This window comes from Mycobacterium barrassiae (assembly GCF_025822765.1).
GTDB lineage: Bacteria > Actinomycetota > Actinomycetes > Mycobacteriales > Mycobacteriaceae > Mycobacterium > Mycobacterium barrassiae.
Genome location: NZ_JACKUK010000035.1, coordinates 72,016 through 87,979, shown reverse-complemented (window position 1 = coordinate 87,979; position 15,964 = coordinate 72,016). Strand labels below are relative to the sequence as shown.

Here is a 15,964-nt window from a genome sequence, read left to right as displayed (position 1 = left end):
CCAAAGCCGCAGGATAGCGCAGTCGCTGTCACGGACTCTCTTCGGGCACCCTAGTGACCAACTGACGCGTTTGCACTAGCAGTTCTGGTCTGTAGAAACGCAGTGGATCGCGAATGCAACGGCCGAAACCGCAGGGTTAGCTGGCGGAGGAAGGGGAGGACGCGTCGGTGAGCAGGCGTCGCAGCACCTCGACGGCATCGCTGAGTGTCTGCTGATCCTTCGCATCAAGGCGCTCGAGATACGGATCGATGGCGGCGCCCCGGTCCAACCGCACCTGCCTCAGCGTTTCGACACCCTTGGGAGTGATCTCGATGAGCACGGCCCGTGCATCGTCGGGATCGACGGTGCGCGATACATAACCCCCGTCTTCGAGCCGGCGAACCTGGGTCGTCATCGTCGGCTGCGAGCAGTGATCCAGCGCGGCGAGGTCGGATATCCGGGTCGGCCCCTGGTCCTCGATCGTCGACAACAAGCGCGCCTGGGCGTATCCGAGCGGCAGCCGTGCGCGTTGCGTGGCGAGTCGATTGATCCGGGCGACCACAGCCAGCAGGTCAGCTCCAAGGGTCTGAGACATAACCTCCAGATTACATAGTTTTACTATGCAGTTCAAACCCTCCGCAGGTCGGAACGCCGCGGCGACCACTCCACGCGACGACTGGCAGAATCATGAAATGGCCGTGACCGGGGATTCGAGCATGTCTCGACGTTCCGGCCCGCTCAATCCCGTGGAGCTCGCACAGGCGTCGGTGATCGCAGCCCTGTCCGCCGCCACGGCGATTATCGCCGTCGTTGTTCCCTTTGCCGCCGCGCTCTCGTTGGTGGGCACGGTCCCGATGGGCCTACTGGCCTACCGATACCGACTGCGGGTGCTGCTCACCGCGACCGTCGCGGGCGCGATCATCGCCTTCCTGATCGCCGGCATGGGCGGCTTCATGACCGTCGTCAACTGCGCCTACATCGGCGGGCTGACCGGCATCGTCAAGCGCCGCGGCCGCGGCACCACAACCGTCTTCCTCTGCTCACTGGTCGCCGGCTCCGTCTTCGGCGTCGCGGTGGTGACCGCGCTGGCTGTCCTGGCGCGGCTGCGCCACCTGATCTTCGAGTCGGTGACCGCCAACATCAACGGCGTCGCCGCGATCATCGCGCGCATCCCCGACATGCAAGGCGTGGCCGACCAACTCAAGCGCGATTTCGCGACCGCGCTCGAGTACTGGCCGTTCCTGTTCTTCGCGACCTCGATCTTGTCCATCTCGATGGTGACCCTCATCGGCTGGTGGGCGCTCTCGCGCGTGCTGTCGCGGCTGTTCGGCATCCCCGACGTGCACAAGCTCGACGCGTCGACCGACACCGGGCCCATCGCGCCGGTGCCGATGCGCCTGCAGGACGTCCGCTTCCGCTATCCCAACACCGACCACGACGCGCTGGGCCCGATGTCGCTGACCGTCGAACCGGGCGAGCACCTCGCGATCACCGGCGCCAACGGGTCGGGCAAGACCACGCTGATGCTGATGCTCGCCGGGCGTGAGCCCACCGCGGGCACCATCGAGCGGCCCGGCGCCGTCGGACTCGGCCGGCTCGGCGGCACGGCGGTGATCATGCAGCACCCCGAGAGTCAGGTGCTCGGCACGCGGGTGGCCGACGACGTGGTGTGGGGGCTGCCGCCGGGCACCACCACCGACGTGCACAAGCTGCTCAACGAGGTCGGCCTCGACGGGCTGGCCGAGCGCGACACCGGCGGCCTGTCCGGCGGCGAGCTGCAGCGCCTCGCGGTCGCGGCGGCACTCGCCCGTGAACCGTCCCTGCTGATCGCCGACGAGGTCACGAGCATGGTCGACCAGGACGGCCGCACGGGGCTGATGTCGGTGCTGTCCGGGCTGACCCAGCACCACGACATGTCGCTGGTGCACATCACCCACTACAACGACGAAGCCGACGCTGCCGACCGCGCCGTGAACCTCACCGGCAACGGCGGTGCCGCAGACAACACCGAGATGGTGGAGACCACCGAGGCGCCCGACGCGACGGTCGCGCACGGCCACCACGCCGACACGCCGGTGCTCCAGCTGATCGACGTCAACCACGAATACGCCAGCGGGACACCGTGGGCCGCAACGGCTCTGCGCGACATCACCTTCACCGTCAACGAGGGCGACGGGTTGCTGATCCACGGTGTCAACGGCTCCGGCAAGTCCACCTTGGCGTGGATTATGGCGGGCCTCACCGTCCCGACGTCCGGCAGCTGCCTGCTCGACGGCAAGCCGGTGTCCGAACAGGTTGGCGCCGTGGCCATCTCGTTCCAGGCGGCCCGACTGCAGTTGATGCGCGGCCGCGTCGACCTGGAGATCGCGTCGGCGGCCGGGTTCTCCCATCGCGACCGCAAGCGGGTGGTCGAGGCGCTGGCCACCGTCGGCCTGGATGCGGGTCTCGCGAAGCGCCGCGTCGATCAACTCAGCGGCGGCCAGATGCGCCGCGTGGTGCTCGCCGGGCTGTTGGCCCGCTCGCCACGTGCGCTCATCCTCGACGAGCCGCTCGCGGGACTCGACGCCGAGAGTCAGCGCGGGCTGCTGCGACTTCTGGCCGAGTTGCGGCGCAACGTCGGCCTGACCGTGATCATCATTTCCCACGACTTCTCGGGTCTCGAGGACGTGTGCCCGCGCATCCTGCGCCTGCAGGACGGCGTGCTCGCCCCGATACCCACCGCGGGAGGCGTGTCATGACGGCCCCGACGGCGACCAAGCGGCAGCGCAAGCCGGTCGTGCTGCTGCGGCCGGTGCCTGGCGACAGCGCGATCCATCGGCTGTGGGCGGGCTCGAAACTCCTTATGGTGGCGGGCATCGGCGTGCTGATGACGTTCTACCCGGGCTGGGTGCCGATCGCCGCGGTCGCCGTCCTGGTGGTGGTGGCCGCGTGGATTGCCCGGATCCCCCGAGGTGTGCTGCCATCGATTCCGGGCTGGCTCTGGATTCTGATCTTCTTCGGCGGCCTCACCGCCACCTTCGCGGGCGGCAGCCCCATCATCGACTTCGGTTCGGTCGAGATCGGGCTCGGCGGGCTGTTCAACTTCCTGCGCATCACCGCGCTGTCGATCGTGCTGCTCGGTCTTGGCGCCATGGTGTCGTGGACGACGAACGTCGCCGAAATCGCCCCCGCCGTCGCCACATTGGGGCGCCCGCTGCGGGTGCTGCGGATCCCGGTCGACGAGTGGTCGGTGGCGTTGGCGTTGGCCTTGCGCGCGTTCCCGATGCTGGTCGAGGAGTTCCGCGTCCTCTACGCGGCGCGCAGGCTGCGACCCAAGAACGTGGCGGCCAGCCGACGAGGACGCTTCCGCGGTGCCTGGCTCGAGCTCATCGATCTGCTCGCGGCGGCCATCACGGTCGCGTTGCGCCGTGCCGACGAGATGGGCGACGCCATCACCGCCCGCGGCGGCGCGGGCCAGATCTCGGCCTTTCCGTCGCGCCCGAAGATGATCGACCTGTGGGCGTTCGTGATCGTGATCTTGGTGTGCGGCACGGCACTTGCGCTCGAGCTCACGATTCTGGGCACCAGCGCCGTCACGACCTGAGTCCGTGCAGCGAGCCGGTGGGGCCGCTATTACGGTGGGGGCGTGACAGCGCAACACCGGGTCGACGCCGACTTCCTCGGGCTGCCGCGCCATGAGCTGGCCGACGCGGCACTGTCCGCGGCCATCGCCGCCGGAGCCAGCTACGCCGACCTGCGTATTCACGGCATCACCACCGAGCTCATTCAGCTGCGCGACGCCGAGCTGGAGGCCGCCCTCGTCAACCGCGAGATCGGTCTGGCGGTGCGGGTCATCGTCGACGGCAGGTGGGGCTTTGCCTCGCACGCCGAACTGGATCCCGCCACCGCCGCCGAGACTGCGCGCCGGGCCGTGCATGTGGCGGCGACGCTCAAGCCGTTGAACGCCGAGCGCCTCGAGCTGGCCCCCGAGCCGGTGTACTCCGACGTCAGCTGGGTGTCGGACTACCGCATCGACCCGTTCACCGTTTCCGCCGCGGACAAGATCGCCGTGCTGAGCGAGTACTCCGGACGGTTGCTTGCCGCCGACGGCGTCGACTACGTCTCGGCCGGACTGCATGCGACCAAGGAGCAGACCTTCTACGCCGATACATTTGGCTCGTCGATCACCCAGCAGCGGGTGCGGCTGATGCCGACGCTGGAGGCGGTCACCGTCGACGCCGCGGCGGGCACCTTCGAAACCATGCGCACACTGGCACCCCCGATGGCCAGGGGCTGGGAGGTCGTCGCGGGCGACGACGTGTGGAGCTGGTCCGACGAGCTGGCGCAGATACCGTCGCTGCTGGCCGAGAAGGCCAAGGCCCCCAGCGTTTCTGCCGGGCCGACGGACCTGGTGATCGACCCGACCAACCTGTGGCTGACGATCCACGAGTCGATCGGGCACGCCACCGAATACGACCGCGCTATCGGCTACGAGGCCGCCTACGCCGGCACGTCGTTCGCGACGCCGGACAAGCTGGGGACGATGCGCTACGGTTCGCCGATCATGAACGTCACCGCCGACCGGACCGTCGAATACGGTTTGGCCAGTGTCGGTTTCGACGACGAGGGCGTGGCCGCGCAGAGCTGGGATCTGGTGCGCGACGGGATCTTCGTCGGCTATCAGCTCGACCGGGTGTTCGCCCCGAGGCTCGGGGTCGCGCGGTCCAACGGCTGCTCGTACGCCGATTCACCGCATCATGTGCCGATACAGCGGATGGCCAACGTGTCGCTGCAGCCCGGCACCGACGGTCTGAGCACCGACGACCTGATCGCGCGCGTCGAGGACGGTATCTACATCGTTGGCGACAAGTCGTGGTCGATCGACATGCAGCGGTACAACTTTCAGTTCACTGGGCAGCGGTTCTTCCGTATTCGCAACGGGCGCCTGGACGGACAGCTGCGGGACGTCGCCTACCAGGCGACCACGACCGACTTCTGGGGATCGATGGAGGCGGTCGGCGGGCCGGCGACATGGCGTCTCGGCGGTGCCTTCAATTGCGGCAAAGCGCAACCGGGCCAGGTCGCTGCGGTCAGCCACGGCTGCCCGTCGGCGCTGTTCCGCGGGGTGAACGTGCTCAATACGCGCGACGAGGCGGGGCGGTAGCCGGTGATCGGAGCACAGAAGGTAGTCGAGCTTGCGCTGGCCGAGGCCGCCCGACTGGGTAAGGCCGACGAGACCATCGTCCTGGTGAGCGATCGCGCCGACGCGTCGTTGCGGTGGGCGGGAAATTCGATGACCACCAACGGCGAATCGGTGAGCCGCATTACGACGGTGATCTCGATTGTGCGCCAAGGAAAGACCGCGCGAGTGGGCTCGGTGGGAACCAGTGACGTGGATCCGTCCGCGATCGCCGGACTGGTGGCCGCGTCGCAGGACACCGCACTCGCCGCGCCCGAGGCCCGCGACGCCGCCCCGCCGCTGCCGGGCGGCGGCGACCCCGACGACTGGGACGCCCCGGTTTCGGGCACTAGCGTGCAGGCGTTCCTCGATGTGGCGGGCAGCCTGGCGGCGCGAGGGTTCAGCGGCCCGGATCAGCTGTACGGCTTCGCGCGGCACGGTGTCGAGACGACCTTCCTGGCCACGTCGAACGGCGTGCGCCGACGCTTCACTGAGCCGACGGGGTCGGTGGAGATCAACGCCAAACGTGACGGTGCCAGCGCGTGGGCGGGCTTCAGCACCCCCGACTTCACCGATGTCCCAACGGATTCGATGCTCGAGCGGCTGTCGACGCGGCTGGGCTGGGCGCGGCGCACCGTCGAACTGCCTGCCGGTCGGTACGAGACGCTGCTGCCGCCGTCCGCGGTGGCCGACCTGATGATCTACCTGTGGTGGTCGATGGAAGGCCGAGGCGCCCAGGAGGGTCACACCGCGCTGTCGGCGCCCGGCGGCGGGACCCGGGTGGGGGAGAAGCTCACCGATCTGCCGCTGACGCTGTACTCCGATCCGTTCGCCGAGGGGTTGGAGTGCGCGCCGTTCGTCACGACGTCGGCGTCCTCGGAGCGGGCGTCGGTCTTCGACAACGGCATGGATATCGGGCGTACGGACTGGATCCGCGACGGCACGATCGCCACGTTGGCGTATCCGCGGGCGTCGGCGGCGGAGTTCGACGCGCCGGTGGCGGTGTCGGCGGACAACCTGTTGATGACCGGTGGGTCGGCGAGCATGGCGGACATGATCGCGAGCACTGAGCGCGGCCTGCTGCTGACCACGCTGTGGTACATCCGCGAGGTCGACCCGGCGGTGCTGCTGCTGACGGGACTCACCCGGGACGGCGTGTACCTCGTCGAGGACGGCGAGGTGACCGCGGCCGTCAACAATTTCCGGTTCAACGAGAGCCCCCTGGACCTGCTGCGACGGGCCACCGAGGCCGGCGCCACCGACCGCACGCTGCCGCGGGAATGGGGCGACTGGGTCACCCGTGTGACGATGCCGCCGCTGCGGATCCCCGACTTTCACATGTCCTCGGTGAGCCAGGCGCAATAATCCCTGGGGTGACTGACGTAAAACTGGCCGACCGCGTGGCCGCCCTGGTGGCGATGTCGTCAGGGGACGGGCGGCGGGACACGCTGACGCGGCTGACGTGCGGACGGGTGCTGTCGCTGCGGCCGCTGCCGATGGAACTGGACTGGGACGAGGGTGCCTCCGAGTCGGAGGCGGTGGTGGCGGCGTTCACCGAGCAGTTCGCGGTCGACGTGTCGGGTATCGGGGCCAATCAGCGCAAGCAGCTGCTGACGGTGTTGGGCGACAACGTCTTTCGAACGGTCGTGATGATCTTCGTCGCCGACTATGTGCCCCGCGTGTGGGCCGGCCTCGACGCGCTGGGGCTCGGCAAGGCGGGCTACACCACGGAGGTGGCGTGGGATCACGAGTCCGACCCCGTTGACGCGCTGCTGAACGGGTTTGTGCCCGCGGTGGCGCGGATGCGGGCGCTGGATCCGGTGACGACGGAGGTCGTGCGGTTGCGTGGGGCGGCCCAGCACAGCTGCCGGCTGTGCAAGTCGCGGCGGGAGACCCACGCGCTGGACGCCGGTGGTTCCGAGGACCTCTACAGCCAGATCGAGCAGTTCGAGTCCGCCGACGCGCTGACCGATGCGCAGAAGGCCGCGCTGCGGTACGTGGACGCGTTGATCTGGACGCCGTCGCAGATTGATGACAACGTGGCGGCGGGGGTGACCAAGCACTTCTCGCAGGACGAGGCGGTGGAGCTGACGTTCGACGTGATGCGTAACGCCTGCAACAAGATCATGGTGTCGCTGGGTGCCGATGCGCCGCTCGTGGAGGAGGGCATCGAGCTGTTTTCGGTCGAAGCGGACGGGCAGACGGTCTCGGCCCAGTAGCCGCTCAGTCCTTGAGGGCACCTTCACGGCCGCCTTTGGGCGCCGAACGTGCGGTGAGCGCGAGATTTCGCGTGGTTTTTCGCAGTGCGTGCACGCTCGGCGGCGGTCTCGGCTCAGTAGTCGTGGAAGACGACGTTGTCGCCGATCGGGTTGCGCGGAATGTGTAGCTGGTTGGCGGGGAAGTCGGGATCTGGATAGCCGATTGCGAGCCCGCACAGGATCCGGTACTCGGGCTGTATGGCCAACTGCGCGTGCAGGACTTGGGGGTAGCCGGCGATCGACACCTGCACGCACGTGCCGACGCCGCGCGCCGTCAGCGACAGGATGAAGGTCTGCAGGAACATCCCGACGCCGAGGCTGTCGACGTAGTCGAGGTCGCTGTGCATGCAGACGATGCCCGCCAATGGCGCGTGGAAGAACTCCCAGTTGCGCAGCACGGCCTCGCGGCGGCCGTCGATGTCGTCGCGGGTGATGCCCATCGAGCCGTACACCACGGCGCCGAGTTCGCCACGCCGGTGGGCGAAGGACGGCGGGAGCTGCGGGACGACGGGAGGTCTGGCCCTGGCCTCGTGCATGAGGGCGGCGACGACGCGTTGCAGGGCGTCGCCCGAGATGAGAACCAGGTGCCAGGGCTGGATGTTGGAGTTCGACGGGGCGCGGATGGCCAGCTCCAGCGCCTCGTCGACGAGGTCGCGCGGCACCGGGCGGTCGGGCTGGAACATGCGGATCGAGCGCCGGCCGGTGATGGCTGATTCGAGGTCGTACATGGTGCTCCTCCTGCCGCGGGGACGGCATGTGGAGCGTATGCGACCATTGGTGCCGCGAAACTGTGAGCAGGGGCGGTAGCTCAGTTGGTTAGAGCCGCGGACTCATAATCCGTTGGTCGCGGGTTCGAGCCCCGCCCGCCCCACTACAGCTTGATGACCTTGGTTTTTGGCTGCGATTTCTATGGCGGGCGATGCTTGCGGTGTTTCGGCTGATGATTGACAGTTGCTTCGGCTGATCCTTGACCCTCCCGGAATGAGGGAGTTGAGCGTGGCACTCGACGGGCACTTCGAGAAGGGCCTCGCGGGCCAGCAAACGCCATTCGCGTTGACAACATCCTTCAAAGTATTTGGATTTCTGCCCTGCTAGGCGTGTCGTCGTCAGGCTGCGATCATCTGGCGCGCGGGCAGTATGACGCCGACCAAGCGATGAAGTCGCCCCGAGGCTTGCGGGGTGCCCCGATCCGCACGTCGGCAACGGTCTCTCCAGCCCGGCGGGCGAGCATATGAATCTCGGCGGTGACGAAACTGTTGATGTGCACCGGATGCATGTTGACCGGTACCGCGACCTCGACGGCCTTCCAGTAATCGCTCATAACGCTGCCCTCTCGCCTCGGTGAGCGACGGTCGATTTTGCGTTGCGTCGCTGCTCGTACTTGGGGTGGTTTCGCAATGCGGGAACCGATGTAGGCAGTGTTGGTCGATGATCTTGGAGGTTTCTAAACGGGAGAGAGCATCGTCAGGACGCCCGCGTTGTTTACCCACTAAAAGCCCACAGCCAGCTCGATTGAGCTGGCTGTGGGTTCGAGGTCAGGGGGCGATACGCCGTGCCACTTTATTAAGTGGCACTGCGTATACGCCCGATCAGTACGCCGTCGGCTCGCCTTCCGCCACCGGGCCCTTCTCGATCGGTTCATGCTCGATGATCGCCTTGTACGCGCGATTCTCGTGCTGAACCATCCGGACGAAGAAGCCGATGAACAGCAGGACGGCGAGGACGAACACGATCCAGACACCCACCGAGTACCCACCGAAGGTGAACACCACGGTGGCGTCGTCATAGCTGTCGAAAGGATTCACGGTTACACCTTCTCCTCTTCGATGACCACCATGGCGTGAATGCCGTTGGTGGGCATGGCCGTAACGGGAATGCCCTCTGGGTATGGCGTCGCCGGAACTTCGGTGAGGTCGAGTCCCTGGTTCTCCACCTCGGCCGGAATGCGAAGCATGCCGGCCTTCTTCATGGCCAGCGACACCAGGTACGCCGGAATGAAGCCGAGCGCGGCGAAGACCACGGCGCCGGTCAACTGACCCCACAGCGAAACCGACGGATTGCCATCGGTGTTCGGGTAGCCCCACAGGAAGACGCCCGCCATGACGACCGAGTACAGGCCGATGCCTCCGTGCACCGCGACGGCACCGACAACGTCGTCGATGCGGAACTTCTCGAGCAGCTTGCCGATGTAGGGGATCAGCGCACCACCGACGAGAGCGATGATGAATCCGAGCGCCGGGTGGTACAGGTCCATTCCGGAGGCCACCGAGATGACGCCGGCCAGGCCGCCGGAGATCGTCCAGAACGGTTCACCACGCGACGTCAGGTAGGCGCCGATGATGCCGCCGGCCAGACCCATCAGTGTGTTGAACGCGAAGGCGGACAACGTCGTCGGGCTCGCGTAGATGGTGGAGTAGCCGCCCGCACCGTAGATCACGCACCCCATCAGGAAGCCGAAAAAGCCGGTGAAGATCAGCATCAGGCCCAGCATCGTCAGCGGCAGGTTGTGCGGACGAATCGTGACTGCCGTGCCGTCGGGCAGGAACCGCCCGATGCGCGGGCCGAGATTGATCAGGATGCCCAGTGCTGCGAAGCCGGCGATCATGTGCACGCAGCCGGCGGCGCCGACATCGTGGAACCCGAGCTTGGTGAGCATCCATCCGGCGCCGTGCCATCCCCACGCGGCGCCGATGATCCACACCACCGAACCGACGAGCACCGTCAGAACCAGGAACGCGCTGGTACGGATCCGCTCCAGCACCGCGCCGGACATGATCGAGCCGGTGGTCGCCGCGAACAGCGCGAAGGCGCCCCAGAAGATGCCGCTGGCCGGATCGTCGATGTTCGGTCCCATGTTGTCGCTCCACGGGAGCGCCGCCTTGGCCGCATCGTTGAACTCGATGAACCCGCTCGGCATGGCGTTGTAGAGGAACCAGCCCACGAAGTAGAACGACGCGACGATGGTCGCGAAGGCGAGCAGGTTCTTCATCGCGGTGGCCAACACGTTCTTGGACCGCGATGCGCCGACCTCATACGCCAGGAACCCGGCGTGGATGAGCATCATCAGCGCGATCGACACCCAATAGAAGAACTCGTTGTTGACCGCCGCCATCGATGCGATGGCGTCTTCGACTTCCGGTGTCAAGGCAACCTCCACCAAACAGGGCACTGTGCGGCAACGCAGTTGCGCGCACGAGTGCGGGTGTGCGATCCGTGAACTACGAACGCTGACGCTAGTGAGGTGAAAGTGTCACACCGGTCACGGCGGGTTAACTTCATGTGAAGTCCTTGACGGATGCCCGTGAGAACGGCACCCGCCGTGCCGCCGCAGAAGCTCAGCGGCGGCCCACAATTCGTGCCAAGTAGCGGATCAGGCGGCGTCGGTGACGATCATCGTCTCGTCACCGGTGTCCCACGCCGCCAAGAAGGTGTCGATGGGGACCTGCTCGTTGGCGCCGTTCTCTTCGGCGCCACTGTCGTTGAGATGCACCGAGTTCGTGTTGGTATCGACCCCGGTCACCACGAGGTAGTGATCACTTGAGTCGCGTTGTTCCTCGTCGTCCTTCCAGATGATCGCCGAGTTCACGAACGCGATGATCTTTCGGCCCTGGCCCAGATACTGCTCCAACGCGGGCAACCCAGTCGGCAGCCCGGTCTCGTCGGCGATCTCGCTGTAGGTGACCTTGGAGGGGATGTCGAAATGCGCGAGCAGCACCACCAGATCCTTGTACGAGATGCCCTCACCGCCACCGGGCGCGTCCGGGTCGACATAGATGGGGCCCGCTTGACTCACCGAAGGCGTGTCTTCCGCGAGGTCGACCATCTCCTCCTCGGTGGGCAGGTCGCCGGTGACCTGACCGACCACGTCGGCGACGGCCATGAGCCCGCAGCTGTCGTCGGCCAGCTGGGGTCGCCAGTATTCGGCGGCGGCGACAGGGTCGCCGTAGACACCGGGGGTGATGGGGTTCGGGTCGGCGGCGGCGGGTCCGGCCAGGCCGACTGCGGCGATGACACCGGCCGCCAGTCCGCAGCGCAGGATCGATGTGGCTCTCACGGCAATGCGCATCGGGGCCATCCCTTCTCGACCCCCAGGAACAATGCGCTGAGAATAAGGTGCTCGGTCACCGCAAGAGAGGTTTCGTCGGAATCGCCGCCTGTGGAACCTCATGCGTGCGGGTTTGTGCTCTAGATTTGACGCGTTATGCCCGAGGAGATCGGCGGCCAGCCCGCGGCGCCGCAGAAGCGGCCATTCAGCGTGTCCAAGGTGCTCGACGGCTTCCTCGATTCACCGCTCTCGGGCATCGCACCGTGGATCCTGCTGGCGGTGGTGGGGAGCCCGGGTCGGTACGAAGGTGCCATCGCGATCGCGTTCGGGTTTTCGATTTTCGTGATGTGGGCGGGCCGGCGGCGCGGCGACAGTCTGCACTCGCTGACCGTGTTCGGCGTCGTCTTCTTCGGCGTCCTCCTCGCGGTCAGGATGCTCATCGGAACAGGTGTCGAAGACTGGCTCAGCACCTGGACCGGGGAGATGTCCAACATCGCGCTCACCGTGTTCGCGGTGACCACGCTGGTGGTGCGTCGGCCCTTCACCCTGTCCTACGCGAAGGACATGACCCCCGAGGAGTACTGGGAGACACCGGTATTCCTGCGGACCAACTATGTCATCTCGGCAGTGTGGGCTGCGGCGTTTGCGTTCTGCGCGGTGTTCGGATTCATCGGAATCACCTTCCTGCATGACTCCGACAACTTCTGGACCGGATGGATCCTTCAGCTCGGCGCGACGTTCTTCGCCGTCGCGTTCACCGACGTGTACCCCGATTACGTTGGGGCCAAGGCGGACCGGGAGGCGGGGCAGTCCACCGAACCACCGCCCTCGGTGCTCCCGGTCGTGGACTGGATACCGACGTACGTTCTGATCGTCGGCATCATCGGCTGGGTCATCGACGCGATTCCCGATTGGCTGGCCATCACGATGATCGCCGTCGGCGCAATGGGTTCGGCGATCGTGCGCCGTTTCGCCCCGGCATCCGAGTCATAGCGGTTCACCGAACCTCGGTCAGAATCACGCTCGCCGCGTACCTCGCCGGCACATGCCCGAGATAGCGCCAGCGGACGCCCGTCTCTCCGAGTTCGAGGAGCGCCCGCATCTCGTGCTCGTAATACCGGTCGTAGTTGAAGATCTCGTCGAACACCAACACTGTCCCGACCGCGAGGCGGTCACGCAACGCGGTGAACACGCAGTCGGTCGAACTGTAGAGATCACAGTCGATGTGTGTGAACGCGACCTGGCCCGGGTGGGTGTCGAGAAACCCGGGCAGCGTGTCCTGGAACAGGCCGGCCACCAACTCGACGTTGTCGGGAACCTCCGAGGGACGGCCGCTGAATGCGCCGCGCTCCCATGTCTCGTCGTCGGAGACCACCCACTCCTCGGGTAGACCCTCGAAGCTGTCGAATCCGTACAGGCGCGAATCGGCTGCCCTGGCGCAATCGGCCAGGGTGGCGGTGGACGTCCCGATGCTGACGCCGAACTCCAGCCAGAGGCCCGGGGTCTGGATATGCGTTGTGGCCGTGCGCAAATGGCGCGCCCTCGCGAGATCGCTCGGTTCGTCGTCGAAGGCGCGCGAAGCCCGCAGACGTTCGACTTCGGCACGGGCCGCAGCCTCCAGCGAGAAGGTGTTCGTCAACATGATGTTTCCTTTCGGTGTTTAGAGGTTGCTGGCAGCCAGTCGGCGCGCCAGCGGGAGACAGAGCGCCGCGGCGAGCAATCCCACGAGCATCGTGGTGGCCGCGACCAAATGCTGTCCGCCGAACTCGAGGCTGAACGAAGCCAACAAGGGCGAGACAATCCATGCGACGGGTAGCGCCGTGGCCCAGATCCCGTGGTAGACACCACGCTGCGCCGCCGGCGCGATCCGATGGACGATCCCGACGGCGACGACGAACCAGGCCGTTTCGGCGACCGCGACGCCCAGGCACGCCAGGCTGAACTGCGCCGTCGTCGTCGCATAAGCGGCGCCGGCCATACACACGGCGGCCCACAGGCTCGCGGCAGCAAGAATGTCGAGCCGAGACCGTACCGCGATCCGCTTACTCAGCCACGGTGTGACGACCGGGGTGAGCGCGGCGACACCGACCGCGCTCGCCACCTGCGCCCAACCGAACGCGTCCGCACCAAGGCCCTGGATCGACATCAGCATCGGCATATCGGCGAGTACAGCGGTCATCGCCGTCAGCGTCGCGACGCTCGAGAGGTACACCAGGACAAGGCGCCTATCGGCGAACGCCACCCGGTAGCCCGACATCGCGGTCGACGGTGCGGCACTGCCAGTGCGGCGGGGGAGAAACCATATCGCCATCGCGGCGAACGTCGTGCAGGCGATCGCGTGCACCAGGAACAGGGCCGGCACACCGATCCGAACCGCCAATAGCCCTCCGAGCGCGCCCGTGATGGCGCCTCCGGCGTTGACGACCCATCCGTAGCGGAATGCGTCGATCCTGGCTCGCTGTGCGCTATCCGGGATCAGCTCGGCGATCGCGGCGCTGAGGACCGGTCGCGGCGCGTCGAATACGAGACCGAAGGCGACGGCGCCGCCGATCAGCATCGGCACTCCATGCGACATCGCCAGCATGCACAGCACGACCGCCGCAACGGCCATGGCGACCACCAGCGTCAACCGCTCGCCGATGCGGTCCACCAGCGAGCCGCACACCAGCTGGCCGATCACCCAGCCCGCACCGAACGCCGCCAACACAAAGCTGACGACCGTGGGTCCATGCCCGCGTTCGGCGACGAAATAGCTCAGAAACGGATAGGCGAAACCCAACGCGCGCACCAGAAAGCTGCCGCCCAGCAATAGCCAGATCTGCATTGGGTAGCGGCTTTGTTTGCGGGTCCGCGGTATGTCGGCCCAACTGCGCAGCGCAGCCTCGCAGGCCGTCGATGTCATGGCTCAACGCTATGAAGCGCCAGCCGAGATGGGCATCCGCCGATCAGCCGTGACATCGGATGAGCCGGCACGTCCCCCAATCGGGGGACAACAAGTTCATCCTCCTGGGGGCCGATCGGCGGACTCTGCCGCTGACCAGGCGTTCATATCGTTTGCCGTGACCCACAAAAAGCTTGCGACACAGCCCCATCAAGGAGGGCAGGCACCATGACGAAGCAGTACCTCGACGTGATCTTCACTCCACCGCCGACACCCAACGGTGGTCTTCACGTCGGCCATTTGTCAGGGCCCTATCTGCGAGCGGACCTCAACCGCCGGCTGCTGGAGGCGGTCGGCAGTCCCGCGGTGCATGCGTCGCACATCGACAGCTACCAGACGTACGTGGCCAGGAAGGCACGCCAGTTCGGCAAGGACACGTACGAGTTCCGCGACGAGATGTCCGCGCTCATCCGTTCGGATTTCCGGCGCTTTGGTGTCCATTTCGATCAGGTCGTCGACAACACCGCCGATGACTACCGCAAGTATCTGGCTTCGGGTCTGATCGAGCTGTTCGGCAACGCGCGGGCGATCCGGCTGCCAGAGTTCGTCGCCGAGGACACGCGGTACGGCGCCGTCGAATCGTTCGTGTCCGGCACCTGCCCGAACTGCCTGCAGCGCGCCTATATCAACGTGTGCGAGCAGTGCGGCAACCCGATGGACCTGCCGCGTGCGTTGAGTCCCGTCGAAGAGTCCACCGGATGCACCGAGTTCTCGGAGATCGACGATTCGCCGTTGCCGACGGTGCTGGTGATCGACGACCAGGATGTCTCCTGGCTGCAGGGCTGGCATCTGGAAGTCGACTCGGACAACCCGGCGTTGGTGAAGTTCATCGACGAGTTGGAGCCCAGCCGCGTCACGCTGACATTCCGGAGCGACTACGGGTACGAGGTCGCGCCGGGCCGGGTGGTCAACCCCTGGTTCGACATCTTCTTCGCTCACTGCTACGCGGTGGGACAGGCGCTCGGCTTGCCGACGGATATCAGCTTCGCCGAGTTCAGGCGTGAGCTTGCGGCGGCTGAGACCCGGCCGTGTGTCACGTACTACTTCGGGTTCGACAACAGCTACTACTACAGCGTCCTGTTCCCGCTCCTCGCGCGGATCCTCGACGTTCCCCGGATGATTCCAACCACCCTGAAAGCCAACAGGTTCCTGCGAATCAACGGCAGCAAGGTGTCCTCGAGCCGTGGCAACGTCGTCTGGGCGCACGACCTCGCGTGGCGCTATTCGACGATGTCGCTGCGGGGCGCACTGGCGCGAGTCTCACCGGAGCTCGCTGAGCTGGATTTCCGCGAAGACATGCTGACGCAACCCTCGTCATGGCCGAGTCCGTCGGTTTCGGCGCGACCGATCTTCGACAATCCGGCGACCCTGACCGGGAAGAACTTTCGCGCGACTCTGGAGCGGATGGCCTGTCCTGACCGGTTCTCCGTAGCCGAACTGCTCAGCCGGATCGACAACGCCGTGACGTTCGCCGAATCCGAGCACGCGTACGGCGCCGAACGCGTCGAGCTGATGGGGATGGTCGCGCACTTGCGCGCTGTCCTCGAAATCTAACCCCACAGGACTTATCGAATCCTCGAAAG

General features: G+C 66.3%; 15 protein-coding genes and 1 tRNA gene. 8 read left to right on the top strand and 8 right to left on the bottom strand.

The genetic code is table 11. The features are described 5' to 3' along the window. Nucleotides 1–136: 136 nt before the first annotated feature. Nucleotides 137–574 carry a MarR family winged helix-turn-helix transcriptional regulator gene (locus H7J93_RS23695; RefSeq protein WP_267308733.1) on the bottom strand — a complete coding sequence of 146 codons (438 nt, stop codon included), beginning with the start codon at nucleotides 572–574 and terminating at the stop codon, nucleotides 137–139. A 97-nt stretch (nucleotides 575–671) separates the two neighbouring features. Between H7J93_RS23695 and H7J93_RS23690 the strand changes: the two genes are divergently transcribed. The 5 genes from H7J93_RS23690 to H7J93_RS23670 are packed head-to-tail and all read left to right on the top strand — an operon-like array spanning nucleotide 672 to nucleotide 7,356. Then, entirely contained in the window at nucleotides 672–2,717 is a 2,046-nt protein-coding gene (locus H7J93_RS23690) for an ABC transporter ATP-binding protein (RefSeq protein WP_267308732.1), read from the top strand. Beyond that, nucleotides 2,714–3,562: a CbiQ family ECF transporter T component gene (locus H7J93_RS23685; protein WP_267308731.1), complete on the top strand. Its 849-nt coding sequence runs from the start codon at nucleotides 2,714–2,716 to the stop codon at nucleotides 3,560–3,562. The genes H7J93_RS23690 and H7J93_RS23685 overlap by 4 nt, the downstream gene beginning before the upstream one ends. 42 nt (nucleotides 3,563–3,604) lie before the next feature. Next, nucleotides 3,605–5,122 carry a TldD/PmbA family protein gene (locus H7J93_RS23680; protein WP_267308730.1) on the top strand — a complete coding sequence of 506 codons (1,518 nt, stop codon included), beginning with the start codon at nucleotides 3,605–3,607 and terminating at the stop codon, nucleotides 5,120–5,122. A gap of 3 nt (nucleotides 5,123–5,125) precedes the next feature. Then, entirely contained in the window at nucleotides 5,126–6,502 is a 1,377-nt protein-coding gene (locus H7J93_RS23675; RefSeq protein WP_267308729.1) for a TldD/PmbA family protein, read from the top strand. An 8-nt stretch (nucleotides 6,503–6,510) separates the two neighbouring features. Beyond that, nucleotides 6,511–7,356 (top strand): carboxymuconolactone decarboxylase family protein, encoded by an 846-nt coding sequence (locus H7J93_RS23670; protein WP_267308728.1) that lies wholly within the window; start codon nucleotides 6,511–6,513, stop codon nucleotides 7,354–7,356. A gap of 113 nt (nucleotides 7,357–7,469) precedes the next feature. Here H7J93_RS23670 and H7J93_RS23665 read toward each other — a convergent pair whose 3' ends face one another. After that, nucleotides 7,470–8,123, bottom strand: a complete 654-nt coding sequence (locus tag H7J93_RS23665) for a nitroreductase (protein WP_267308727.1) — start codon at nucleotides 8,121–8,123, stop codon at nucleotides 7,470–7,472. Between the two features lie 69 nt (nucleotides 8,124–8,192). On the opposite strand from H7J93_RS23665, the gene H7J93_RS23660 reads away from it, so the two are divergent. Next, nucleotides 8,193–8,266, top strand: a tRNA-Ile gene (locus tag H7J93_RS23660). Nucleotides 8,267–8,512: 246 nt separating this feature from the next. Here H7J93_RS23660 and H7J93_RS23655 read toward each other — a convergent pair. The 4 genes from H7J93_RS23655 to H7J93_RS23640 all read right to left on the bottom strand — a co-directional run bounded on the left by H7J93_RS23655 (nucleotide 8,513) and on the right by H7J93_RS23640 (nucleotide 11,461). Beyond that, a complete protein-coding gene (locus tag H7J93_RS23655) occupies nucleotides 8,513–8,716 on the bottom strand; it encodes a hypothetical protein (protein WP_267308726.1) in 204 nt (67 codons plus the stop codon). 268 nt (nucleotides 8,717–8,984) lie between these two features. Then, nucleotides 8,985–9,200, bottom strand: coding sequence for a hypothetical protein (locus tag H7J93_RS23650; RefSeq protein ID WP_267308725.1), 216 nt, complete (start codon nucleotides 9,198–9,200; stop codon nucleotides 8,985–8,987). Nucleotides 9,201–9,202: 2 nt separating this feature from the next. Continuing rightward, a complete protein-coding gene (locus H7J93_RS23645) occupies nucleotides 9,203–10,540 on the bottom strand; it encodes an ammonium transporter (protein WP_267308724.1) in 1,338 nt (445 codons plus the stop codon). Between the two features lie 225 nt (nucleotides 10,541–10,765). Further along, entirely contained in the window at nucleotides 10,766–11,461 is a 696-nt protein-coding gene (locus H7J93_RS23640) for a C39 family peptidase (protein ID WP_267308723.1), read from the bottom strand. Nucleotides 11,462–11,596: 135 nt separating this feature from the next. On the opposite strand from H7J93_RS23640, the gene H7J93_RS23635 reads away from it, so the two are divergent. After that, nucleotides 11,597–12,433 (top strand): hypothetical protein, encoded by an 837-nt coding sequence (locus H7J93_RS23635; protein WP_267308722.1) that lies wholly within the window; start codon nucleotides 11,597–11,599, stop codon nucleotides 12,431–12,433. Nucleotides 12,434–12,437: 4 nt separating this feature from the next. Here the strand turns inward: H7J93_RS23635 and H7J93_RS23630 are convergent, their stop codons facing one another. Continuing rightward, the gene (locus H7J93_RS23630; RefSeq protein ID WP_267308721.1) at nucleotides 12,438–13,082 is read right to left on the bottom strand and encodes a class I SAM-dependent methyltransferase; all 645 of its coding nucleotides are present in this window, start codon (nucleotides 13,080–13,082) and stop codon (nucleotides 12,438–12,440) included. Between the two features lie 18 nt (nucleotides 13,083–13,100). Continuing rightward, nucleotides 13,101–14,342, bottom strand: coding sequence for an MFS transporter (locus tag H7J93_RS23625; protein WP_267308720.1), 1,242 nt, complete (start codon nucleotides 14,340–14,342; stop codon nucleotides 13,101–13,103). Between the two features lie 207 nt (nucleotides 14,343–14,549). Between H7J93_RS23625 and H7J93_RS23620 the strand changes: the two genes are divergently transcribed. Next, a complete protein-coding gene (locus H7J93_RS23620; protein WP_267308719.1) occupies nucleotides 14,550–15,935 on the top strand; it encodes a class I tRNA ligase family protein in 1,386 nt (461 codons plus the stop codon). The last annotated feature ends 29 nt before the right edge of the window (nucleotides 15,936–15,964 follow it).